This is a genomic window from Brevundimonas sp. BAL450, assembly GCF_015767455.1.
In the GTDB taxonomy this organism is placed as follows: domain Bacteria; phylum Pseudomonadota; class Alphaproteobacteria; order Caulobacterales; family Caulobacteraceae; genus Brevundimonas; species Brevundimonas abyssalis.
In genome coordinates, this window is sequence record NZ_JADWOW010000034.1 from 1 (window position 1) to 21,843 (window position 21,843).

18 protein-coding genes and 1 pseudogene are annotated in these 21,843 nt (G+C 67.5%); 7 read left to right on the forward strand and 12 right to left on the reverse strand.

Annotation, left to right across the window (positions count from 1 at the left end; translation table 11 throughout):
- A pseudogene (locus IWC96_RS02730) lies at positions 1-506 on the forward strand (threonine ammonia-lyase); the annotation flags it as partial.
- Positions 487-996, forward strand: a complete 510-nt coding sequence (locus IWC96_RS02735) for an FKBP-type peptidyl-prolyl cis-trans isomerase (protein WP_021697585.1) — start codon at positions 487-489, stop codon at positions 994-996. The pseudogene IWC96_RS02730 and the gene IWC96_RS02735, both read left to right, overlap by 20 nt.
- Before the next feature lie 24 nt (positions 997-1,020).
- Here IWC96_RS02735 and IWC96_RS02740 read toward each other — a convergent pair whose 3' ends face one another.
- Positions 1,021-2,436: a protein adenylyltransferase SelO family protein gene (locus tag IWC96_RS02740; RefSeq protein WP_196838307.1), complete on the reverse strand. Its 1,416-nt coding sequence runs from the start codon at positions 2,434-2,436 to the stop codon at positions 1,021-1,023.
- A gap of 70 nt (positions 2,437-2,506) precedes the next feature.
- Here IWC96_RS02740 and nhaA point away from each other — a divergent pair, with 70 nt between their 5' ends.
- Both nhaA and IWC96_RS02750 read left to right on the forward strand, forming a co-directional pair.
- Entirely contained in the window at positions 2,507-3,760 is a 1,254-nt protein-coding gene (nhaA, locus tag IWC96_RS02745) for a Na+/H+ antiporter NhaA (RefSeq protein ID WP_196838308.1), read from the forward strand.
- Between the two features lie 196 nt (positions 3,761-3,956).
- Positions 3,957-6,512 (forward strand): TonB-dependent receptor, encoded by a 2,556-nt coding sequence (locus IWC96_RS02750; protein ID WP_196838309.1) that lies wholly within the window; start codon positions 3,957-3,959, stop codon positions 6,510-6,512.
- Between the two features lie 137 nt (positions 6,513-6,649).
- Here IWC96_RS02750 and IWC96_RS02755 read toward each other — a convergent pair whose 3' ends face one another.
- Together IWC96_RS02755 and IWC96_RS02760 are read right to left on the reverse strand one after the other, a co-directional pair.
- On the reverse strand, positions 6,650-9,526 hold the full coding sequence (locus tag IWC96_RS02755) for a pitrilysin family protein (protein ID WP_081703471.1): 2,877 nt from the start codon (positions 9,524-9,526) through the stop codon (positions 6,650-6,652).
- A gap of 78 nt (positions 9,527-9,604) precedes the next feature.
- A complete protein-coding gene (locus tag IWC96_RS02760) occupies positions 9,605-10,375 on the reverse strand; it encodes a phosphatase PAP2 family protein (protein WP_231378799.1) in 771 nt (256 codons plus the stop codon).
- A gap of 293 nt (positions 10,376-10,668) precedes the next feature.
- Between IWC96_RS02760 and IWC96_RS02765 the strand changes: the two genes are divergently transcribed.
- Both IWC96_RS02765 and IWC96_RS02770 read left to right on the forward strand, forming a co-directional pair.
- A complete protein-coding gene (locus IWC96_RS02765) occupies positions 10,669-12,564 on the forward strand; it encodes a ribonucleoside-diphosphate reductase subunit alpha (RefSeq protein ID WP_196838310.1) in 1,896 nt (631 codons plus the stop codon).
- Positions 12,565-12,733: 169 nt separating this feature from the next.
- Positions 12,734-13,585 (forward strand): lipid A-modifier LpxR family protein, encoded by an 852-nt coding sequence (locus IWC96_RS02770; protein WP_021697592.1) that lies wholly within the window; start codon positions 12,734-12,736, stop codon positions 13,583-13,585.
- 3 nt (positions 13,586-13,588) lie between these two features.
- Here the strand turns inward: IWC96_RS02770 and IWC96_RS02775 are convergent, their stop codons facing one another.
- The 4 genes from IWC96_RS02775 to IWC96_RS02790 are packed head-to-tail and all read right to left on the reverse strand — an operon-like array spanning position 13,589 to position 16,247.
- A complete protein-coding gene (locus tag IWC96_RS02775; protein ID WP_021697593.1) occupies positions 13,589-14,620 on the reverse strand; it encodes a quinone-dependent dihydroorotate dehydrogenase in 1,032 nt (343 codons plus the stop codon).
- On the reverse strand, positions 14,617-14,958 hold the full coding sequence (locus IWC96_RS02780; RefSeq protein WP_021697594.1) for a DUF952 domain-containing protein: 342 nt from the start codon (positions 14,956-14,958) through the stop codon (positions 14,617-14,619). The genes IWC96_RS02775 and IWC96_RS02780 overlap by 4 nt, the downstream gene beginning before the upstream one ends.
- The gene (locus IWC96_RS02785) at positions 14,955-15,470 is read right to left on the reverse strand and encodes a histidine phosphatase family protein (protein WP_021697595.1); all 516 of its coding nucleotides are present in this window, start codon (positions 15,468-15,470) and stop codon (positions 14,955-14,957) included. The genes IWC96_RS02780 and IWC96_RS02785 overlap by 4 nt, the downstream gene beginning before the upstream one ends.
- A 9-nt stretch (positions 15,471-15,479) precedes the next feature.
- Positions 15,480-16,247, reverse strand: a complete 768-nt coding sequence (locus tag IWC96_RS02790; RefSeq protein WP_021697596.1) for a class I SAM-dependent methyltransferase — start codon at positions 16,245-16,247, stop codon at positions 15,480-15,482.
- Positions 16,248-16,293: 46 nt separating this feature from the next.
- Here IWC96_RS02790 and gloB point away from each other — a divergent pair, with 46 nt between their 5' ends.
- Positions 16,294-17,025 (forward strand): hydroxyacylglutathione hydrolase, encoded by a 732-nt coding sequence (gene gloB, locus IWC96_RS02795; RefSeq protein ID WP_196838311.1) that lies wholly within the window; start codon positions 16,294-16,296, stop codon positions 17,023-17,025.
- Here gloB and IWC96_RS02800 read toward each other — a convergent pair.
- The 5 genes from IWC96_RS02800 to IWC96_RS02820 all read right to left on the reverse strand — a co-directional run bounded on the left by IWC96_RS02800 (position 17,022) and on the right by IWC96_RS02820 (position 21,683).
- On the reverse strand, positions 17,022-17,744 hold the full coding sequence (locus IWC96_RS02800) for a DUF4908 domain-containing protein (RefSeq protein WP_242397130.1): 723 nt from the start codon (positions 17,742-17,744) through the stop codon (positions 17,022-17,024). The two genes, gloB and IWC96_RS02800, sit on opposite strands and share 4 nt — an antisense overlap.
- 120 nt (positions 17,745-17,864) lie before the next feature.
- A complete protein-coding gene (gene phbB, locus IWC96_RS02805) occupies positions 17,865-18,590 on the reverse strand; it encodes an acetoacetyl-CoA reductase (RefSeq protein ID WP_045319094.1) in 726 nt (241 codons plus the stop codon).
- An 85-nt stretch (positions 18,591-18,675) separates the two neighbouring features.
- The gene (locus IWC96_RS02810; RefSeq protein ID WP_021697600.1) at positions 18,676-19,908 is read right to left on the reverse strand and encodes a PQQ-dependent sugar dehydrogenase; all 1,233 of its coding nucleotides are present in this window, start codon (positions 19,906-19,908) and stop codon (positions 18,676-18,678) included.
- A gap of 144 nt (positions 19,909-20,052) precedes the next feature.
- Entirely contained in the window at positions 20,053-21,120 is a 1,068-nt protein-coding gene (locus IWC96_RS02815; protein WP_021697601.1) for a sensor histidine kinase, read from the reverse strand.
- Between the two features lie 128 nt (positions 21,121-21,248).
- Complete coding sequence (locus IWC96_RS02820; protein ID WP_021697602.1) at positions 21,249-21,683, reverse strand: DUF1801 domain-containing protein; 435 nt, start codon at positions 21,681-21,683, stop codon at positions 21,249-21,251.
- Positions 21,684-21,843: the final 160 nt, after the last annotated feature.

Here is a 21,843-nt window from a genome sequence, read left to right on the forward strand (position 1 = left end):
AGGCGGTGGGCGACATCACCTTCGCCCTGGCCGACCCGCTGGTGGATGACGTGCTGGTGGTGGACGAAGAGGATTTCGAGAGAGCGGTGGCCTTCTATGTCACGCTCGAAAAGACCGTGGCCGAGGGCGCCGGCGCCGGCGGTCTGGCGGCCCTGCTGCGATACCCGGAGCGCTTCAAGGGCAAGAGGGTCGGCCTTGTCCTGTGCGGCGGAAACATCGACGCCCGCATGCTGGCGGTGGTGCTGAACCGCGAGATGGTGCGCGAAAAACGCCTGGTGGTGTACCGCATCCTCGGCGACGACCGGCCAGGCATGCTGTCCAAGATGAGCGCCGTGATCGGCGGGGCGGGCGGCAACATCATCGACGTGGTGCACAACCGTCTGGCGCTGGACGTGCCGGCCAAGGGTGCGGAGTTCGACATCATGGTGGAGACGCGCGACGCCCACCATGCGGATGTAATCAGAAAGGGACTTGAGGATGCCGGCTATGCGCTTCGGATGGGCTAGCCTCGCGGCCGCCGCCCTGCTTCTGGCGGCCTGCGGCGGGAACGACAGCGCGTCCGGCGACGACGACGCCCGCGTGGCCGAGGCCGCCGCCTTCATGGCGGAGAACGCCGACGCCGACGGCGTGGTGACGCTGGAGTCGGGGCTTCAGTACAAGGTGCTGACCGCCGCCCCGGACGGGGCGCCCAGCCCGGACGGCAACGATCTGGTTCGGGTGCACTATGAAGGCTCGCTGATCGACGGCACGGTGTTCGACAGCTCGTTCGAGCGCGGCAGCCCCTATGTCACCACGCCCGAGCAGGTGGTGCCCGGCTGGACCGAGGCGCTGCAGCGCATGAAGGTCGGCGACGAGTGGCTGCTCTATGTGCCGCCAGAGCTGGGATACGGCGGGCGCCGGTCCGGCCAGATCCCACCCCATTCGGTGCTGGTGTTCCGCATCCAGCTTCTGGACATGGCCGCCGCGCCCGGAGGCGGCGGGTCCGGTCGAGGCTGACGCCGGAACTCAGGGATCGTCAGTTCAGGCTGAAAATCCCAGCGCCCCGCGCCATGCCTCGATGCGCGCCAGCTTGTCGCTGAACGGCGTCCAGTCATCACGCTCGGCGATGGCCGCCCAGATGGCCTCCACCTCGTCGATCAGCATTTCCTCCGGCTCGTCGGCCCGGAACACCGGATGCTCCAGCCGCTCGGGCCGGTCCGGCTCATGCTCGAACAGGGCGAAGCGGAAGGCGTCGAAGGCCTCGCCCTGATACAGCGCCCGGCGCGGCCCGCGCAGGGCGCGCTCGGACGAGGCGAAGCCGGCGAACCAGTCGAAGAACAGCGGCTCCCACCGCAGCGCCTCGCCGCCTTCGCGCAGCAGGGCCAGGGTCGTGTCCACCAGCCGCTGGTCCGCCGCCTCGCCGAGGCTCTTCACGCCCAGCCGCATCAGGAAGGCCGCGCGCAGGTGCCGGATGTAGGCCGGGCCAAAACCGTTCAGCGCATCGGTCAGGGGCTCGGCGTCTCCCACCATGCGCAGGGCGCCGCCCAGCTGGGTCAGGTTCCAGAACACCGCCTCGGGCTGGCGCGCGAAGGCGTACAGCCCCGTCTGGTCGAAATAGGCCGCAGTGAAGCCGGGCTCGTAGTGGGGCAGGAACCGCCACGGGCCGTAGTCGAAGCTCTCGCCCGTCACGTTCAGATTGTCGGTGTTCAGCACCCCGTGCACGAAGCCGGCGGCGATCCAGCGGGCGGTCAGCCTGGCCGACGCCTCCACCACGGCGGCCAGCAGGCCCGCCGCGTCGCCCTCGGCTACGTGCGGATGATAGTGCGCCCGCACGTGCTCGATCAGGGTCTCGATCTGGTCGCGCCGCTCCAGATACGCCGCCCGCTGGAACGTGCCGAAGCGCACATGGCTGTGGCCCAGTCGCACCAGAACCGCCGATCGGGTGGGAGAGGGCTCGTCCTGGCGCTCCAGTGCTTCGCCGGTCTCGATCAGGCTGAACGGGCGGCTCGTCGGGACGCCCAGCGCCTCGAGCATCAGCGGGGCCAGCACCTCGCGCACCCCGCCCTTGAGGGTCAGCCGCCCGTCGGCGCCCCGGGACCAGGGCGTCCGGCCCGACCCCTTGGTGGCCAGATCCAGCAGGCGGCCGGTCCCCGTCTCCAGCATCTGGGCCGCCAGAAAGCCGCGTCCGTCGCCCAGATCCGGGTTGTAGGAGCGGAATTGGTGCCCGTGATAGCGCATGGCCACCGGCCCGGGCTGGCCGGGCAAGGGCGTGAACCGGCCGAAGGCGTCGGTCCATTCGGCGTCCGTCAGCCCTTCCAGCCCCACCGTCATCGCCGCGCGATTGTTACGGAACCGCGTTATGTGCTGAGGAAAGGCAGCTGGTTTCACGGCGTCGCCGAACTCGTCTCCCAGTTGAAAGAACGCGGGTCGGGGGCGGCAGGCATCTAGAACAGGCATGGGGGCTAGGTGCGCGCACAGGGGTTGCGGCGCAAGCCTCCGTCACGAGCAACCATTGGGGGATGGGGTCATGGCGCGGCGGATCACGCTGGAGTTTCTGAAAACCGAGACCACCTCGGGCTCGGTGCTGGGGCTGGCGGCGCTGGCGGCCCTGATCGTGGCCAACTCGCCCTGGGCAGGGGAGTATTTCGCGGCGCTGAAATCCTATCTGCCGGTCAGCATCGGCGATTTCACCGTGCGCCTGACGATCGCCGACTGGATCAAGGAAGGGCTGATGGCCCTGTTCTTCCTGATCGTGGGTCTGGAGATCAAGCACGAGATCCTGAAGGGAGAGCTGTCCGACGCGCGCAAGCTGGCCGCGCCCGTGTTGGCGGCGGCGGGCGGCATGATCGCCCCGGCGGTGGTCTATCTGAAGATCGCCGAGTGGACGGGCGGCCCCACCTCAGGCTGGGCGATTCCGGTGGCCACGGACATCGCCTTCGCCGTGGCCATCTTCGCCCTGGTGGCGCGGGGCCTGCCGGCGTCGCTGCGCATCTTCCTGTTGACCCTGGCCATCGTCGACGACCTGGGCGCCATCCTGATTATCGGGGCCTTCTTCAGCGAGGGCGTGCAGTCGGTCCCCCTGGCCTGGGCCCTGGGCGGGCTGATCGGGCTGGGCGCCCTGGCCCGACAGGGGCGGCTGGGCGTCCCCCTCTGGACCCTGGGTTTTCTGTGGGTCTGGTACTTCTCCGTGCAGGCCCAGCTCAGCACCTCGCTTGCGGGGGTCGCCTTCGCCTGCATCGTGCCGATCAATGCGCGGGTGGAGGGTCGGCGAAGCCCGCTGAAAAGCGCCATGGAGGTGCTGCACCCGTGGGTCGCCTTCGGGGTGCTGCCGCTGTTCGCCTTCGCCAAGGCCGGCTTCTCGTTCGCGGGGCTGTCCATCGACCGGCTGATGTCGCCGGTGGCCCTGGGGATCGCGGCGGGGCTCTTCTTCGGCAAGCAGGCCGGGGTGATGATCGCCACGGTCTTCACCGTCATGACCCGACTCGGCAAGCGGCCGTCCAACGCCACCTGGGCCGAAATCTACGGCGTTTCCCTGCTTTGCGGGGTCGGCTTCACCATGAGTCTGTTCATCGGCGTCCTGGCCTTTCCAGGTGCAGTGGATTCACCGGTCCAGTCCGAGGTCAAGCTGGGGGTTTTGACGGGCTCGCTGGCGTCCGCGGCGCTCGGATCGGTCATTCTGGCGCGCTGTTCGGCCTATCGGCGGAGGCGCGAACAGGAGGGCCGGGCACGGTCGGAAGCAGCGAAAAGTCCGGAAACCCTTGCCAATATTGACCTTGCGTAACGATTTTCTGTCACTTTCGCGTCACACCGGCAGGTTTCAGGGCGGAATTGCGACCGGACTTATTGTCGCGATTCAGACCTTGGACTAGTCGTTGACTGACGAACCCCGTTTTCCACGAAGAAGCGGGGTCGCAGGGACCAGGAAACGCCGCGGCGTCCACACCGGACGCCGGGCCTCAAGAGCCGGGGGTTGCTCCATGCGCTTCAATAAACTTCTCACTACGTCCGCTTCAGCCATCGTCCTGACGGCCGTCGCCGCCACCGGCGCCGCCGCCCAGGAGGTGACGTCGGTCGACGAGATCATCGTCACCGCCCAGAAGCGGGAACAGAGCCTGCAGGACGTGCCGATCGTGGTGACGTCCCTTTCGCAGCAGGTGCTGGAGGACGCGGGCGTCCGCGACATCAAGGACATGCAGATCCTGACGCCGGGTCTGACCGTCACCTCGACCACGTCCGAGACCATCACCACCGCCCGTATCCGCGGCGTGGGCACCGTGGGCGACAACCCCGGCCTGGAAAGTTCGGTCGGCGTGGTCATCGACGGCGTCTACCGCCCCCGCAACGGCGTGGGCTTCGGCGATCTGGGCGAAATGTCCCGCATCGAGGTCCTGAAGGGCCCGCAGGGCACCCTGTTCGGCAAGAACACCTCGGCCGGCGTCATCAACATCATCACCGAGGCGCCGTCGTTCCAGCCCGGCTTCGAAGGTGAACTGACGGGCGGTGACTTCGGCGCGTGGGGCATCTCCGGCTCCGCCACCGGGCCGCTCAGCGAGAACATCGCCGGACGGCTGTACGTGGCCGCCCGCCAGCGCGACGGCTTCTATGACGTGGACACCGGCGACGGCCCGCGCACCATGACCGAAGACCAGACTCAGGACTTCTGGACGGCGCGCGGCCAACTGCTGATCCTGCCCAGCGACCTGGCCTCGATCCGCCTGATCGCAGACTATTCGAAGCGGGAAGAATTCTGCTGCGTCGCCTCGCAGATTCGCGTCGGGCCGACCTTCGGCTTCATCAATGCCCTGTCCAATGGCCAGGGCCAGGCCGCTCCGGTGACGGGCGGCAGCTTCGGCCCCGCGCCCGGCTATGATTTCGTGCCCTATTCGCGGACGGCCTATTCCAACCGCGACACCGGTCAGGAAATCGAGGATTACGGCTTCTCGGCCGAGGTCAACGCCGACATCGAGTCCTGGAACGCCACCGTGACCTCCGTGACCGCGTGGCGGTCGTGGGAATCCGTCAATGGCATGGACGTCGACTTCACCGGCGCGGACCTGATCTACCGGAACCAGGACGGCAATTTCGGTTTCGGCATCGACACCCTCAGCCAGGAACTGCGTCTGGCGGGGTCGACCTCCAACTTCGACTGGCTGATCGGCGGCTTCTACGCCCGTGAAAACCTGTCGCGCGATGACAGCTACTTCCTGGGCGCGGACTACAATCCGTACCTGTCGTTCCTGTTCACGGCCACGGTGCCGGCCGCCCTGGGCGGCCCCAACCCGGGCCGTATCCAGTGCTTCACCGATCCCACCGGCTTCAACCCGCTGTGCGCCGCCGGCCTGGCGCCGCCCAACCCGCTGGCGCCGACCCAGATTGTCGGCCAAGGCGTGGACGACCACTATTCTCAGGTCTCCGAAACCTTCGCCATCTTCACCAACAACACCTGGCGGGTGACGGACGCTCTCGAACTGACCCTGGGTCTGCGCTGGACCAACGACGAGAAGGACCTTCAGGTCCAGCAGGACAACATCAACGGCAACGGCGCGGCCTGCCTGGGCGCCCTGGCCAATCAGGGCACCGCCTCGCCGACCCCGACGTCGGCTCTCGGCGCGCTCTGCCTGCCCTGGTCCAACCCGTTCTACGACAACCGCGCGGTGACCGAGAACTTCAGCGAGGACGCCTTCAGCGGCACGTTCAAGGCCGCCTACCGCCTGAACGACAGCTTCATGATCTACGGCTCGTATGCGCGCGGCTACAAGGGCGCGGGCTACAACCTGGATCGCGTGCAGACCGGCGTCATACCGGACGCCTCGCTCTACTTCCCGGCCGAGACCGTGGACAGCTGGGAGCTGGGCTTCAAGTCGACCCTGTTCAACCGCTCGCTGCTGTTCAACGCCACCCTGTTTGACCAGACCTTCGAAGACTTCCAGCTCAACACCTTCCTGGGCACCGCCTTCGTGGTTGAGTCCATTCCGGAGCTGAACTCCACCGGCGTCGACATGGACATGCTGTGGTTCACCCCGGTGGAAGGCCTGACCCTGAACGGCGGCCTGACCTATTCAGACACCACCTACGGGAACTTCACGGCCGCCGATCTGATCAATCCCGCGCGCTTCGGACCGCTGAGCCTGCTGCCGGGCGCCCAGATGTCCTTCGCCCCGGAATGGTCGGTGACGGGCGGCATGAGCTACGAACGCTCGCTGGGGAACGGCCTGATGGGCCGCTTCAACCTGTCGGCCAAGTACAGCTCGGAATACAACACCGGTTCGGACCTTCTGCCCGCCAAGATGCAGGACGCCTTCACCCTGGTGAACGGCCGTATCGGCTTCGGCGCCGAGGACCGCAGCTGGATGTTGGAAGTCTGGGGTCAGAACCTGACCGACGAGGAGTACTATCAGGTGGTGTTCAATGCGCCGCTTCAAGGGACCGCCTTCAACAGCATCCCCTACAATCCGGCCACCGACACCCAGACCTACAACGCCTTCCTGGGCGCGCCCAGGACGTGGGGCGTGACGCTCCGGGTCCGCTACTGATCCCACCCCCGTCTAACGGGGCCAGGCCGGCCGGGAGAGCGATCTCCCGGCCGGTTTTCTTTTGGCGGCAGGTCGGCCGACACAAAAAAGGGGACGGCGTCGGCCGTCCCCTTTGACTTTCCAGGACCCCTGCTGGATCAGCGCAGCGTGGCGCTGTCCAGGTTCAGCTGGTCCAGCGGAATGACCTCCACGTCCGGATAGGCGGCGCGCAGATCGTCGATGAACAGCGAGGCGTCGCCGACGATGACCAGGCTGATCCCGTCCACCGCCAGCACCCGGCCCGCGGCCGCCTGGACTTCTTCAGGCGTGACCGCGTTCACCCGGCCCGCATAGGCCGCCAGATCGCTCATGGGCAGGTCATAGAGGGCCAGGTTGGCGACCCAGCTCCCCAGTCCGTCCACGGTCTCAAGCGAACGGCCGAAGCCGCCCACAATGGTGGCCTGACGCGGGCCCAGTTCAGCTTCCGACGCCGGCTCGGCCGACAGCCGGGCCAGTTCGGCAAGGATCAGCCCGGCGACCTCAACCGCGTTCTCGTTGGGGGTCTGGGTCGAGGCGGTGAACACACCCTGATCCGCGCGCGCGCCCAGCGAGGCCCCGGCGCCGTAGGACAGCCCACGCTTGATGCGGATCTCCTGGTTCAGGCGCGACGAGTAACCGCCGCCCAGAAGGTTCGTGCCAACAAGCAGGGGGTAATAGTCGGCGTCGTCCCGCGCCACGCTGCGGCGCGCCGCCACCACCGCCGCCTGTCCAGCGCCGGGCTGGTCGATCACCACGACGCGCGGGGCGAGCGCGGCGCCGGCCGAGTCGTCGACGGTCGCTGTAGGGGCTGACGGCTCGGCCCAGTCGCCGAAGGCCTGCTCGGCCAGGGCCCAGGCGGCCTCGGGCGTGATGTCGCCAGAGAACACCAGGGTCGCGGTGGAGGGGCGCCAGTTGGCCGTGTGGAAAGCAGCCAGATCATCGCGTGTGATCGCGGGCACGGTAGTCAGGGTGCCCGATCCCGGCGCCCCATAGGGGGCCGCGCCGTAGATCACCCGACCGACCGATTGGGAGGCGATGGAGCCCGGCTCGCTCAAGGCCACCCGCAGGCCGTCCATGGCTTGGCTCTGCTGGCGTTCCAGCTCCTCGGCGGCGAAGGCCGGATCCCGCACCAACTCGGCCATCAGAGTCAGGGTCTGGCCGAACACGTCGGCCGGAGCGTTGGCGTAGACATTGGTGAAGTCCACGCCCGCGCCCGCGCCAATGGACGCGCCCAGCTGTTCGATCTGGGTGGCGATCTCCGGCGGCGACAGACGCGATGTGCCCTGGTTGATCATGGAGGCGGTCAGGCCCGCCAGACCCGCGCGGCCCTGCGGGTCATCGGCGGTCCCGGCGTCAAAGCTGAGGCGGGCGGAGATCAGCGGCAGACCGCCCGTGGGCGCCACCAGAACGCGCACGCCATTGGCCAGGGTGCGCTCGCTGATCTGCGGGGTGACGGGCTCAAGCGGTGCGCCCGGTTCGGGAATGGGCACGCGCTCGGCTTCGGGCGCCAGGGTGACCAGCTCCCCCGCCGGGGCCAGATCATCCAGGGTCACGGGCGCCGTCACGTTCAGCACCTGCTCGCTGGGCGGATTGGCGTCATCCGCGTTCAGATAGCGAACGGTGATGGTGCGCTCCGGCGTCAGATAGCGGCGCGCCACGCGCTGGATGTCGGCGGCGGTGACGGCCTGGATGGCGGCGATCTCGTTGTCAGCCGTGGCCGGGTCGCCGGTCATGATCAGCGCCCAACCCAGGGCCGAAGCGCGCTGGTCGGTGGTTTCCCGCTCGCGCAGGGCGCCGGCGATCAGCTCATTCTTGGCTTCGGTCAGTTCGGCGTCGGTGACCCGCTCGTTGCGGAACCGGGCGATCTCCGCCTGAATCGAGGCAATACCCTGCTCCGGCGTGGCTTCTCCGGCCATCAGGGAATAGGCCGCCAGATAGCCCGCCTGTTGCGCGAAGTCGGGCATCGATGAGGCCTGGGCGGCGATCTGCTGATCGTAAACCAGCGAGCGGTACATGCGCGAGGACTCGCCGGTGGACAGGATGCCGTCCAGCACCGTCAGGGCCGCCCGGTCCGGATGGTCGTAGGCGACCGTCGGCCACGACAGCACCACCGCCGGCAACGGCACGTTGGGGGCGTAGAAAGTCGCCTCACGCGGGCCGGTGATGTCGGGCTCGGCCACGTCGTTGGCGGGCATGGGCCGGTCGGGGCGCTCAAGCGGGGCGAAATACTGGTCGATCCAGCCGTCCAGCTGGGCCTGATCGAAATTGCCCGCCACGATCAGGATGGCGTTGTCGGGCCGGTAGTAGGTCTCATGGAAGCGCAGCACGTCGTCCAGGGTCGCTGCGTCCAGGTCCTCGATGGAGCCGATGCCGGGGCGGCGATACGGATGCTCCTGATAAATCATCTGGGGCATGAACAGGCCGAACAGACGGCCGTAGGGCGACGCCAGGATGCGCTGGCGGTACTCGTTCTTGACCACGTCCCGCTCGGAGATGAACGTGTCCTCGTCCACCACCAGCGAGCCGAGGCGCTCGGCCTCGGCGAACAGGATGCGCTCCAGATGATTGGCGGGCACCACCTCGTGATAGGCGGTCACATCATCGGCGGTGAAGGCGTTATTATAGCCGCCCACGTCTTCGGTCAGCCGGTCCAGGGTCTCTTCCGGCATGTTGCGGGTGGCCTTGAACAGCAGGTGCTCGAACAGGTGCGCGAAGCCCGAACGCCCCTGCGGATCGTCCTTGGAGCCGACCCGGTACCAGACCTGCACCGCCACATTGGAGGTGTTGCGGTCCAAGGCCGTGTAGACCTCCATGCCGTTGTCCAGCACCCGGCGCTCGAAGCCCAGCGGCGGCACCTCGACCCCGGCCGGGGCCTGGACCTGGGCGGACGCGGCTCGGGCGGACGCGGGGGCCGTCTCGAAGGCGACGGCAGGCAGCGCCGCACCCATCATAAGCGCCGTAGCGGCGGCGGTGACGATCAGATGACGCTTGAACATGCGGATTTCCTTCAGCCCCTTTGTGGAGAGCCTCACCTTAGGCTCGCACCGCGGCGACCGCACCTTACCGACCTGTAATCATCCGGCCGGCGCGGCCTCATCCTGGAGCGGCGCGTGGTGGCGACGCTGGAAGCGTTCGATCAGGTTGGCCGCCAGCCACAAGGCCATGGCCCAGGCGGCGCCAAGACTCCAGCCGGCGAAGACGTCCGTGGCCCAGTGGGCGCCCAGATAGACGCGGCTGAGCCCCACCAGCATGGCCACGATCACGGCCATGGTCATGACCCACGCCTTCAGACTCCGGCTGGGCAGCACGCGCGCCAGCATCACCCCCACGGTCAGGTAGAACACCGTCGACAACAGGGCGTGACCGGACGGGAAGCTGGCGTTGAGGGTGTCCACCGCCTGGTACTCCGCCGGGGGCCGTTCGCGCTCGAATATCCCCTTGAACCCTTCGCTCAAGGCCACGCCCCCGGCCAGGCCCACGACCAGCATCAGGGCCGACAGGCGCTTTCGCTGGATCACCAGGAAGCCCACCACCGCCAGGGCGAACAGGCCCAGCACCGATATGCCGCCCAGGGAGGTGACGTCGGCCATGGCCTCCTCCAGCCACCATGGCCCCCAGGCGTGGCCGGGGTCGTCATGGGGGCGTAGGGCGTTCAGAACCATGCCGTCAAAGGCGCGCCCGTCCGTCTCGGTCATGTCGTCGGCGATCTCGATGAAGGTCAGCACCCCGACCGCCCCGACGAACAGGGCGGTCAGCAGCGCGAGTTCGCTGCGCGCCAAGGTTAAAAGGCGACGGGCCAGACGGCCCATTTCGGGTCTGTCGAGGGAGAACAGCGTGCGTACCATCACCCTCGAACGGTCAAGCTGACAGCCGCGTTCCGCCGACGTCGGACTCACGGCTTCGTGAAATGTTTCTGCGATCACTTTTTTCGAACTGTCACATCGCGTTTCCGGGGAATTTCCACAGGCTGCGAGGACCGCTCCACCGATTCGACAGACAAAGCCCCGGTCAAGTGCTTTACGGGGCGTTAGGGATGTGCGCCCATACATCTAGGCGAGCGGGGTGCTTCGAACACCAGATTTAGTGTCTGGAGGCGGAGTAAGGTTCCATAACCGATTAGTTCAGGGCTTAGACGAATATGGCTGGTGGTGAAGCGTTGAAGGCGGATTTCGAACCCAAGGCGAAGGTGGCCGATGTGATCAGCCTGGGCGCTGACCGGCCGGCGCTGAGCGTGGTTCAGGGCATCCAGCTCGACCGCTCGCGCGACGCGCTGCTGACCGACTTCGGCAAGAAGACGCTGGAAGACCGCTACCTGCTGCCGGGCGAGTCCTATCAGGACATGTTCGCCCGCGTCGCCACCGCCTATGCCGACGACGCCGGGCACGCCCAGCGCGTCTACGATTACATGTCGAAGCTGTGGTTCATGCCGGCCACGCCGGTGCTGTCCAACGGCGGCGCCGACCGCGGCCTGCCCATCAGCTGCTTCCTGAACGCCGTGGGCGACAGCCTGGACGGCATCCAGTCGGTCTGGAACGAGAACGTGGCACTGGCGTCCAACGGCGGCGGCATCGGCACCTACTGGGGCGGCGTCCGCTCCATCGGCGAGAAGGTCAAGGGCCAGGGCCAGACCTCGGGCATCATCCCCTTCATCCGCGTGATGGATTCCCTGACGCTGGCCATCAGCCAGGGCAGCCTGCGCCGCGGCTCGGCGGCGGTCTATCTGGACGTGCACCATCCGGAGATCGAGGAGTTCCTCGAGATCCGCAAACCCTCAGGCGACTTCAACCGCAAGTCCCTGAACCTGCACCACGGCATCAACATCACCGACGCCTTCATGGAGGCGGTGCGCGACGGCAAGACTTTCGACCTGCTCTCGCCCAAGAACGGCGAGGTGATGAAGACGGTGGACGCCCGCAACCTGTGGCAGAAGATCCTCGAGATCCGCCTGCAGACAGGCGAGCCCTACCTGATCTTCTCCGACGCCGTGAACAAGGCCATGCCCCGGCACCAGCAGGAGCTGGGCCTGAAGGTGAAGCAGTCCAACCTGTGCAGCGAGATCATGCTGCACACGGGCGCCGACCATCTGGGCATCGACCGCACCGCCGTGTGCTGCCTGTCCTCGGTCAACGCCGAGACCTTCCTGGAATGGCGCGAGGAGCCCCAGTTCATCGAGGACCTGATGCGGTTCCTGGACAATGTGCTGGAGGACTTTATCCGCCGCGCCCCGCCGGAAATGAAGGCGGCGGTCTATTCGGCCAGGCGCGAGCGCTCGGTGGGTCTGGGCCTGATGGGCTTCCACTCGTTCCTGCAGGCCCAGGGCGTGGCCTTTGAATCCGCCATGGCCAAGTCGTGGAACATGCGCCTGTTCAAGCACCTGCGCCGCGAGGCCGACAAGGCCAGCCGCCTGCTGGCCGAGGAAAAGGGCCCCTGCGAGGACGCGGCCGAGCGCGGCGTCATGGAGCGGTTCAGCCACAAGCTGGCCATCGCCCCCACCGCCTCCATCTCGATCATCTGCGGCGGCACCTCGGCGGGCATCGAGCCGATACCGGCCAACATCTACACCCACAAGACCCTGTCGGGCTCCTTCGCGGTCAAGAACCCCTATCTGGAAGAGGTTCTTGAGGCCAAGGGGCTGAACACCGACGTGGTGTGGAACTCCATCCTCGAGCAGGAAGGCTCGGTCCAGCATCTGGACGAACTGACCGAGGACGAGAAGGCCATCTTCAAGACCGCCTTCGAGCTGGACCAGCGCTGGGTGGTGGAACTGGCCGCCGATCGCACCCCGGAGATCTGCCAGGCCCAGTCGGTCAACCTGTTCATCCCCGGCGACGTGGATAAGTGGGATCTGCACATGCTGCACTGGCGCGCCTGGGAACAGGGCATGAAGTCCCTGTACTACCTGCGCTCCAAGTCGGTTCAGCGCGCGGCCTTCGCGGGCTCTGCGGACAAGGCCGAGGTGGAGGTCGATCCCAACCAGCCCGACCTGTTCGCCGCCGCGCGCACCGACTACGATGAGTGCCTGGCCTGCCAGTAGGGGACGTAATCACCCTGTCTTGATCCCGGCCTATCCTCCCCGAGGGTCGGGATCGGAACGCCAGCGCTTTCAGGACGTTGCTCCCTGAGGAACGTAACGGGCGAATTGGGATGACAGGGACGGCCATCGCCGTCAGTCTGCATCATCGTTGGCGGTAGGGAGGCCGTTGATGAAACCTGGAGGCGGCATTCTCTGTGGACTTGGCGCGGCGGTGATGACCGCCGCTACGCCTGCGGTTTGCCAGACATGGGCTGGGCAGGCCCACAGTGTCCCCGACGCCTGGAGCGTCGACTCCTTCCAGACTGATTTCACCGAAACCGCCGAATTCACAACCTCGGACAGCGGCCTGGGCGGCGACTTCCGTCTGCCGGAGCGGAACTTCACGCCGGGCCGTGGCGAGGTCGTCACCGAAGCCTGGCGGGATACGCCGGCCGGCGCCGTGGAGCGCCTGCGGCTCAGCCGCTCGGGCGACTGGCTGCGCGCCGACGGCGCCGCCCTGGCCTTCAATCCGCGCGACGGCGCGGTCCTGGAGGACGAGGCCTATCGCCTCAGCTACACGCGCGGCTGGCCGACGCGCAGCTATGACGCCGAGACCGGTCTTCAGGTCGAGGTGATCCCCCACGCCGGGTTCGGGGTCGGCAGCGAAGGCGGCACGGCCGAGGCGGGGGCCACCATCCGCGTCGGTTCGGGTCTGGATCGACTGGTGCCCGAAGGCGACGCCGCCTTCGACGAGGATCAGGCCCGCTGGTACCTTTTCGCGGCCGGATCGCGCCGGGCGGTGGGCTACAATTTCGCCCGCACCCGGGACGGGGATTTCGTCCGTTCCGGCATGAGCCACGATTCCGGGGCTTTCATCGGCGATGCCCAGGTGGGCGTGGCCTGGCGGCGCGGCGACATGCAGACCTCGTTCGGCTACGTCTATCGCAAGCACAAGGTGCGCGAACTGGCCGGTCGGGACTTCGACCGCGAGCGCAGCGAAGGCGTTCTGGCCTTCCAGCTGTCCATCCGCCCCGACTGGTAGGCCTCAGCGCGCGCCCACCGCGTCCTGAACCGAACGAAACCCGTCGGCCTGCAGCCGGTCCGCCAGATCGCGGCGGATGCGCATCACCAGGCCCGGCCCTTCATAGATCAGCGCCGAATAGATCTGCACCGCCGCAGCGCCTGCCCGGATTCGCGCATAGGCGTCAGCGCCCGAGGCGATACCGCCGACCCCGATCAGGGCCAAACGACCTTGGGACGCCCCGTGGGCCCAGCGCAGCGCCGTCAGGGCCTTGTCCTTCAGCGGCGCCCCCGACAGGCCCCCGCTCTCACCGGCGTGCGCCGAGCGCAGGCTGTCGGGCCGGTCCAGGGTGGTGTTGGACACAATCAGCCCATCCAGGTCATGGGCGACGCAGGCATCGACGATCATGGCCACCTCGGCCTCGGTCAGGTCCGGCGCGATCTTCAGGAACAGCGGCTCGGGGCCGCGCGCCTCGGCCAACCGGCCAAGCAGGTCGTCCAGCGCCGCCCGCCCCTGCAGATTGCGCAGGCCAGGCGTATTGGGCGAGGACACATTGACGGTGAAATAGTCCGCCAGCCCTCGCAGCCGGACCAGTCCCGCCACATAGTCCGCAGCCTTGTCCTCGGTATCCTTGTTGGCGCCCAGATTGGCCCCGATCACCGCCTCGCGGGGGCGACGTTCCAGCCTGTGGGCGAAGGCGTCCAGTCCCGCATTGTTGAAGCCCATGCGGTTGATCACCGCCCGGTCCTCGCTGAGGCGGAACAGGCGCGGCTTCGGATTGCCCGGCTGGGCCAGCGGCGTCACCGAGCCGCACTCCACAAAACCGAAACCCGCCCGCGCCAGGCCGTTCAGCGCCTCGCCGTTCTTGTCGAACCCGGCGGCCAGCCCCACCGGATTGGGCAAGTCCAGCCCCGCCACGCGCGTGGCCAGCACAGCGTCGTGCGGATCACTGCGTCCGCCCAGCCCCGCCTTCAGCGCCGACAGCGCCAGCCCATGCGCCAGCTCCGGGTCCAGCTGCCGCAGCACCGCAGCGCCGAAATCATTCACCAGACTCATGGGTCGATCCTCAATCGGCCGTCCGCGTCGACCGACGCCGGTCGCGCGGCCATGACCCATTCCGTGCGCAGGTCGCCGTAGATGTGCGGAAACAGGGCGCCGCCCCGCGAGGGCTCCCAGCGGATCAGGGCCTTCAGCGGCGGATGGTCGGCGTCCAGCGTCAGGATCATCAGGTCGTCCCGCCCCGCATAATGCTTACGCGCCGTCTCGTGCAGCTGCGCATCGGTGGACAGGTGGATGAAGCCGTCGGCCCGGTCCACATCCGACCCCTCGTACAGACCCGCCGCCTCGGCGACCGCCCATTCGGAAACCGTCAGGATCTTGTAAGCCGGCGTCACGACCGCTTCGCCTCATCCGGCAGCAGAATGCCGTCATAGGTGCAGCGTCCCGCCGCATCCACCTGGAACACGGCGGCGGTCGCAGGCGCGAATCCGGTGCGGACCCGGTCCAGAATCTGGTCCGAAGCGCCGCCGTCGCTGAGGAGTTCGAAGGCCAGCTGATGGATGCCCGGATTGTGGGCGATCAGGATCAGGGTTTCGCATCGGTTCTCCGCGCTCTCGACCTGACCGCGCAGGACCCGGGCGTCGGCGTTGTAAAGGGCGGGATCGACCTCCAGCCAGGACGGCTCAGGGTCCAGAGTGAGTCCTTCGGCCACGCCGGTCCAGGTCTCGCGCGTACGTCGGGCCGCCGAAACCATGGCCAGATCCGGCCGGACGCCGCGCGCCTTCAGGGCCTGGCCGATTCGGACGGCCTCGGCGCGGCCTGCCGCGCTGAGCGCGCGTTCCCGGTCGCCGCCGGCGGGGGCTGCGCCCACGGCCTGGGCATGACGCATGAGAATGAGCTGACGCATGGGGCCGATTTAGGCGGGTTCGCCGCCGCCGTCCAACCGCCGCGCGCCGCGCGCGGCCGGACGAGACGCCAGAACGCCTTTCGCCAGGGCCGCCTCGACCGGAACGGCCGCACCGCCGCTCACTTTCCGGGGCGCATAGGTGCGGCGGGAGGCCTCCACCAGGATCAGGCCGCAAGCGGCCGGGAGCAGCATCCTTCCCGCCTGTTCAAATCCTTCCGCCATGCCCAGCAGCAGCTTCCAGGGCGGCACATAAAGGGTCTGGGACCAGGCCAGGGGCTCCAGCTGCACCTCTCGCAGGAGGTGCTCCACCTGTCCCCGGCTGAAAGGCCGGCCATGGCCGAAGGGCGTCGATTCCGAACGGGCCCACAGGCCGCCCCGGGACGCCACGGCCAGGATGATGCGTCCGGCCGGCGCCATGACCCGCACAGCTTCCGCCATGAGCGCCTGGGCGTGATCGGCTTCTTCGAGGGCGTGCATCATCAGAACCCGGTCGAAGGTTCCCGAAGCGAACGGCAGGCCCTGGTCCTCGACCAGCAGGGTCCGGTTGCGCCCAACCGAGGGCCAGCGCTCGGCCCCCTGCCCGCCCGGCATGGCCGCCACAACCCGGCGCGCGCCCACGAAGGCGCCCAACCAGGGCGTGCAATAGCCGATGCCCAGCACATCGCAGTTCGCCGCCTCCCCCCAGGCGTCCTCCAGACGGCGCGCCACGAGGCGGCGGGCCAGGACTCCCGCGGGCTCGCCATAGAAGGCTTTCAGATCATCGACGCTGCGGCGCATGGCGGTACTATAGGCTTCAACGCCTGGTGGCTGCTAGAGTCGCTCAATGCCCCTGGAAATCCGTCAGTTCCCCTGCCTGTCCGACAACTACGGCTATCTGGTCCGCGACCGCGCCTCGGGGTGCGTCGCCGCCGTGGACGCGCCGGACGGCGCGGCCGTCCTGGCCGAACTGGCCGCCTCCGGCTGGCGACGGCTTGACCTGATCCTGAACACCCACTGGCACCCCGATCACACCCAGGGCGTCGAAGCCGTAAAAGGCCAGACAGGGTGCAAGGTGGTCGGACCGGAGGAGTCCTCGCGTCTCATCACCCTGGACCGGGTTCTGGCGGACGAAGACGAGGTGAATCTGGGCGAGACCGCGCTCCGCGTCATGCATACGCCCGGCCACACCCTGGGGCACATCGCCTTCATCGATCATCGGGGCGGCGAAGCCTTCGTCGGCGACACCCTTTTCGCCCTGGGCTGCGGACGGCTGTTCGAGGGAACCCCAGAGCAGATGTGGGACAGCCTGACCCGACTGGCCGGCCTGCCGGACGACACCCGAGTCTGGTGCGCTCACGAATACACCGCCGCCAACGCTCGTTTCGCGCTGAGCCTGGGCACGCCCGATCCTGAACTGGAGGGCTATGCGCGGGACGTCTTCGCACTGCGCGAGGCCGGGCAGTCGACCGTGCCGACGATTATGGGCCGGGAGAAGCGCCTGAACCCGTTCCTGTGCGCGACGGACGTAGCCGCCTTCGCCGCGCTCAGGGCGGCCAAGGACGCGTTCAGGGGCTAGCTGCCGGCCAGGGTCCGCACCACCCGGGCGGATGACGGACGTCCCGCCGGTCCTTCGCGCGGATCGAGGGTGATGGTCAGGACGCCGCGAGAGAATTCCGTGTTGTTGCGCGCACCCTCGATGATGACGATGCGGCGCACCTGTTGGGCCTGATCGCGCAGATTGGAGGTGCGCGCCATGCGGGTCAGGGCCTCGACGGCGGCGGCGGCGGCTTCGGCCACCAGGGTTTCCGAGCCGGGTGAAATCTCTTCGGCCTCGAATACGACCAGATGCCCCACGGCACGGCTCGCCACGTCGCTCTGGCGGACCATGAAATTGACCAGCTGGATGGGCGACAGGGTGGGGCGGCGAAGCCCCGGACCAGGGCCGGCCTGGGAGGCGGGCTCGCCGCCCGGCGCGCGCGGCGTATAGAGGGTCAGTCCCCCCGAAGGCGTGGAGCGCAGGATCACGTCGCCCTGATCATTGCGGTATAGAATGTCGCCACGCGGGGCGGGCGTAGCCCGCAGAACCCAGACCTCCGGGCTGTCGTCGAAGCGCAACAGGGGCCTGGCCCCGGAATGATCCAGGATGAAAGCCTCGCCGCCTTCCGTGACGTAGCGGCCGGGCGACGCAAGGGCGCGGACGGGGCGCTCACGCAGACCCTGGCTCTGCTCCGCCTGAGCGTTCCCGCGCGGCTGGGTCCACGCGTCGGCGGCGTCAGCAAAGCCCAACACAGCCACGCTTACAACGGCGCACGCCAAGGCGAGCGTCGTCGGTGACAGCGCAGCGCTGATCCGGGGTTCCGCGAACATTCTCAATCAGATGACTCGCCGCGAAGGCGGATTTTGGGCGCGGGCGTGTCAGCCCACCAGATACTGACCGCCGTTCAGGGAAAGGGTGCAGCCTGTGACATATCCGGCACGTTCCCCAGACAGCCAGGACACCATGTCGGCGATTTCCTCGCCTTTTCCGAGTCTTCCGACCGGAATCTGGGCCACGATGCTCTCCAGAACCTTGGGGTCCATGGCGCCCACCATCTCGGTGTCGATATAGCCGGGCGCGATGCAGTTCACGGTCACGCCCTTCCTCGCATTCTCCAGCGCCAGGGCCTTGGTGAAGCCGATCATGCCCGCCTTGGCGGCGGAATAGTTGGTCTGGCCGATCTGGCCCTTCTGGCCGTTGATCGAGGAGATGTTGACGATGCGGCCAAAGCCCCGGTCACGCATGCCGCCGATCACCTGGCGGGTCATGTTGAACACGCTGTCCATGTTGACCCGGATCACATCGTACCACTGGTCCGGGCTCATCTTGTGAAAGAAGCCGTCGCGGGTGATGCCGGCATTGTTGATCAGGATGTCGATGGGGCCCAGCTCGGCCTCGACCTCCTTGACCGCCCGTTCGCAATCCTCGAACGAGCCGACGTTGCCCTTGACCACCATGACGCCCAGTTCGGCGGCCGTGGCTTCGGCCGCGGCCGTGTTTCCGGAATAACCGGCCGCGACCTTGATCCCGTCCTCGTTCAGGCGCTGAACGATCGCCTTGCCGATCCCCCGGGTGCCCCCGGTGACCATCGCCACTCGCGTCATGTGCGTTTCCTTATGTCCCTCGGCAGCCCTGAAGCCGGGCTGCTCATGATTGTTCTAACCCGCCGAACAGGGCTGGTGAAGGCGCTCAGTCCGCACGGCGTAGTCGGACCAGACGACCGTTCTGGTCATCGGTGACCACATAGACCGCACCGTCCGATCCCACGGCAACGTCGCGAATGCGCGCATTCAGCCCGGTCAGCAGGCGTTCCTCGCCAACAACCCGCTCGCCCTCCAGAACCAGCCGCGCAAGATGCTGTCCCGCCAGGCCCGAAACCAGCAGGTTGCCGTTCCAATCGGGGAACATGTCGCCGCTATAGAACACCGCTCCACCCGGCGCGATGACTGGATCCCAGTAGTAGATCGGCTGAACCGTGTCCGGGGCTGTGGTGCTCCCCTCGCCGATGGCGCCGCCGCGATATTCGATGCCGTAGGCCGCGATGGGCCAGCCATAGTTCTCGCCGGCGCGGGCGATGTTGATCTCGTCGCCGCCGCGCGCGCCATGCTCGATGCCCCACAGCTCGCCCGTCCCGGGATGCAGCGCCGCGCCCTGGACGTTGCGGTGCCCCCATGACCAGATCTCCGGCAGGGCGCCCTCCTGGCCCACGAACGGGTTGTCGGCCGGAACCGAGCCGTCGGCGTTGATGCGCACGATCTTGCCGAAGTGCGAGCCCAGATCCTGCGCCTGGGGCCGGGTCTCGATATCCGACCGCTCGCCCAAGGTCACGTACAGTCGTCCCTGACGGTCGAACACGATGCGCGAGCCGTAGTGCATGAAATTGTCGTAGGTGGGCATGGCGCTGAAGATCGTCTCCACGTTCTCCAGCCGGGTCCCGTCCTCACTCAGACGTCCCCGGGCCACGGCGGTGCCGTTGCCGCCCCGGCGCGGCTCGGAGAAGCTCAGATAGACCAGCCGGTCGCTGGCGAAGTCAGGGCTCAGCTCCACATCCAGCAGGCCCGCCTGACGATCCGACACCACAGTCGGCACGCCGGTGATGGGCTCGCCGATCTCGCCGTCGGCGCTGACCAGCCGCAGACGGCCGGGCTTCTCTGTCACCAGGAAACCGCCTTCCGGCAACGGAACCAGACCCCAGGGGCTTTCCAGACCCTCCGCCACCGTCTCGCTGGTCATCGAAACAGTGGTCTGCACCCCCGGCGCGCGGGTCTGGCCTTCAAAGGCCGGCTGCTGGGTCGGGGCGTTCGCCGCGTTGGTCTCCACCGGCTCACCCGTCTGCATCGTGGAGGCGGTTTCGCCGTTTCCTCCGCACGCGGCGACCAGGGCGAAGATGGAGACGGCGGCGGTCAGGGCGGACAAGCGCATGGTCAAACTCCAGAAAGGATGTCTTCAGGCAACGCGATGAAAGCGTCACCGTTCCGGTGACAGAAACCGCGCATGGCCGATTGATGCAAGGGCAAGGTCCCTCAGCCCGTCGGATAAAACCGGCAGGTCTTCGCGAAACCGTCTTCAGGTGGAAAGCTGGGCGGCGCCCCGCTCGGAGAGGAGGGTCGGCCCGCTCCGGACGTGAACGATGGAGACGGTCGTGCCGCCCTTGCCGGTTTCGACCTTCACCGCCGCGTCCAGCTGGTGGGCCAGCGCCTCTATGATGCTGGTGCCCAGACCCGGCTTGGTGTGGGCCGGGGTGTCCGCCATGCCTACCCCGTCGTCGCACACCGAAAGGGTCCAGCCGTGCGGATCGCCGCCATAGGTCACCAGGATTCGCCCGCCCCGCCCGCCGGGATAGGCGTGCTTGAGCGCATTGATGACCAGTTCGGTGACGATCAGCCCCAGGCTGACCGAAATATCCCCGCTGGTGGCGCTGTCATCGCCGACAACCTCCAGGGTGAGGCGCTCGGGATCAGGAATCATGGATGCGGAGATGCTGCGGCACAACTGCGTCAGATAGGGCCGCAGCTCCACGTCCCCCAACCGCGAGGCGGCCAGTTGCTGTTGCAGGGTGGCGATGGACATCACCCGGCTGTGGGCATCGCGCAGATGCACCCGGGTCTCCTCTGACTGCACCTTGCGGGCGTTCTGCATCAGAACGCTGGCGATGATCTGCAGGCTGTTGGCGACGCGGTGCTGGACCTCTTGCAGCAGGATGGCCTTCTCCCGCAGCAGATTGTCCTTGAGCTTGTCCGCCGCGCGGGCATCGGTGACGTCGGTCACCCCCACCAGCAGGCGGACGTTGTCCTCATCGGTCACAAGACGCCGGGCGCTGATGACCACACAGCGCATGCCGCGTGTCGGGATATCCAGGTTCATCTCGTAGGCGTCCACCGCCACATCGCTACGCGCCGTCGCCGTCAGCAGGATCTGAAGCTGGGGCGATCTCCATTCTCCGGCGCCCAGGCTGGGCATGAGCCCGCCTGCGACCCTGTCTGGAGACAGACCGAAGGCGTCACAGAACGAGGTGCTGGCTGCGACGACCATCAGATCGGCGTCCAGCATGATCACCGGCGTCGGCGAAGATCTGATGACGGCCAGCCCCAGGCTGAGCGGGCCTCCGGAATGTTGGGACGTGCGGGCAGCCATGGCTGTCCCTTTCCCCGCGTTCGGAAGCTCGCAAAACGAAAGCCTTCCCCGGGCGGGTTCGGCGCAAGGCGTCGGCTCCATTGTCTCGTATCTCATGGAGCCTAGCACGGATCCGCTGCCGGAAGGGATTAATCGGGCGACGGGCCGGGCGGATGACGCCCTCGCATGGTCGCCACCGCCCACGCGCACAGCTCACGCAGCACCTCCATGTCCACGTCCTCAAGCCGGCTGATGTAGAGGCAGGAGACGCTGGTCTTCACCTTGCCGATCCGCGCCATGAGATCGGGTCGCTCCGTGAAGCCCGGCATGATGTAGACGCTCAGGTTCGCCTTGCGCGGCGACAGGCCGATGATGGGCCAGTCGGCGGGCTTCTTCGTCGAGTTCACATAGGTGTAGCGGCCGAAGCCGATGATGGACGGGCCCCACATCACCGGCTGCTCTCCCGTGATCTCGGCCATCATGGCTGAAACCATGCGCGCGTCCTCTCGGCGGCGGGGCTGTTCGACCGCATCGATGAAGTCCTCAACCGAGGCGTCGGTGGGTTGGGTCTTCAGGTCCGACATGCCCGCATTCTACGCTTCCGGCCCCTTGCGCGCCATCACTTCTCCGCGCCTCCATCAGGGCTCACGGGCTCAACGGGCGCATTGGCGCCCTGCCGGGATTGCCATATGAGTCACCGTCCAGGGCGAGAAGGGTCGTCACGGTCGCGCCGCAGTGGCGCGA

Coding starts and splice junctions, on each gene's coding strand:
- IWC96_RS02750 (WP_196838309.1), top strand. CDS start 3,957: ATGCGCTTCAATAAACTTCTCACTACGTCCGCTTCAGCCATCGTCCTG.
- IWC96_RS02735 (WP_021697585.1), top strand. CDS start 487: ATGCGCTTCGGATGGGCTAGCCTCGCGGCCGCCGCCCTGCTTCTGGCG.
- gloB (WP_196838311.1), top strand. CDS start 16,294: ATGCCCCTGGAAATCCGTCAGTTCCCCTGCCTGTCCGACAACTACGGC.
- IWC96_RS02770 (WP_021697592.1), top strand. CDS start 12,734: ATGAAACCTGGAGGCGGCATTCTCTGTGGACTTGGCGCGGCGGTGATG.
- IWC96_RS02755 (WP_081703471.1), bottom strand. CDS start 9,526: ATGTTCAAGCGTCATCTGATCGTCACCGCCGCCGCTACGGCGCTTATG.
- IWC96_RS02790 (WP_021697596.1), bottom strand. CDS start 16,247: ATGCGCCGCAGCGTCGATGATCTGAAAGCCTTCTATGGCGAGCCCGCG.
- IWC96_RS02810 (WP_021697600.1), bottom strand. CDS start 19,908: ATGCGCTTGTCCGCCCTGACCGCCGCCGTCTCCATCTTCGCCCTGGTC.
- IWC96_RS02760 (WP_231378799.1), bottom strand. CDS start 10,375: ATGGTACGCACGCTGTTCTCCCTCGACAGACCCGAAATGGGCCGTCTG.
- IWC96_RS02785 (WP_021697595.1), bottom strand. CDS start 15,470: ATGCGTCAGCTCATTCTCATGCGTCATGCCCAGGCCGTGGGCGCAGCC.
- phbB (WP_045319094.1), bottom strand. CDS start 18,590: ATGACGCGAGTGGCGATGGTCACCGGGGGCACCCGGGGGATCGGCAAG.
- IWC96_RS02775 (WP_021697593.1), bottom strand. CDS start 14,620: ATGAGTCTGGTGAATGATTTCGGCGCTGCGGTGCTGCGGCAGCTGGAC.
- IWC96_RS02765 (WP_196838310.1), top strand. CDS start 10,669: ATGGCTGGTGGTGAAGCGTTGAAGGCGGATTTCGAACCCAAGGCGAAG.
- IWC96_RS02820 (WP_021697602.1), bottom strand. CDS start 21,683: ATGTCGGACCTGAAGACCCAACCCACCGACGCCTCGGTTGAGGACTTC.
- IWC96_RS02815 (WP_021697601.1), bottom strand. CDS start 21,120: ATGGCTGCCCGCACGTCCCAACATTCCGGAGGCCCGCTCAGCCTGGGG.
- nhaA (WP_196838308.1), top strand. CDS start 2,507: ATGGCGCGGCGGATCACGCTGGAGTTTCTGAAAACCGAGACCACCTCG.
- IWC96_RS02740 (WP_196838307.1), bottom strand. CDS start 2,436: ATGCCTGTTCTAGATGCCTGCCGCCCCCGACCCGCGTTCTTTCAACTG.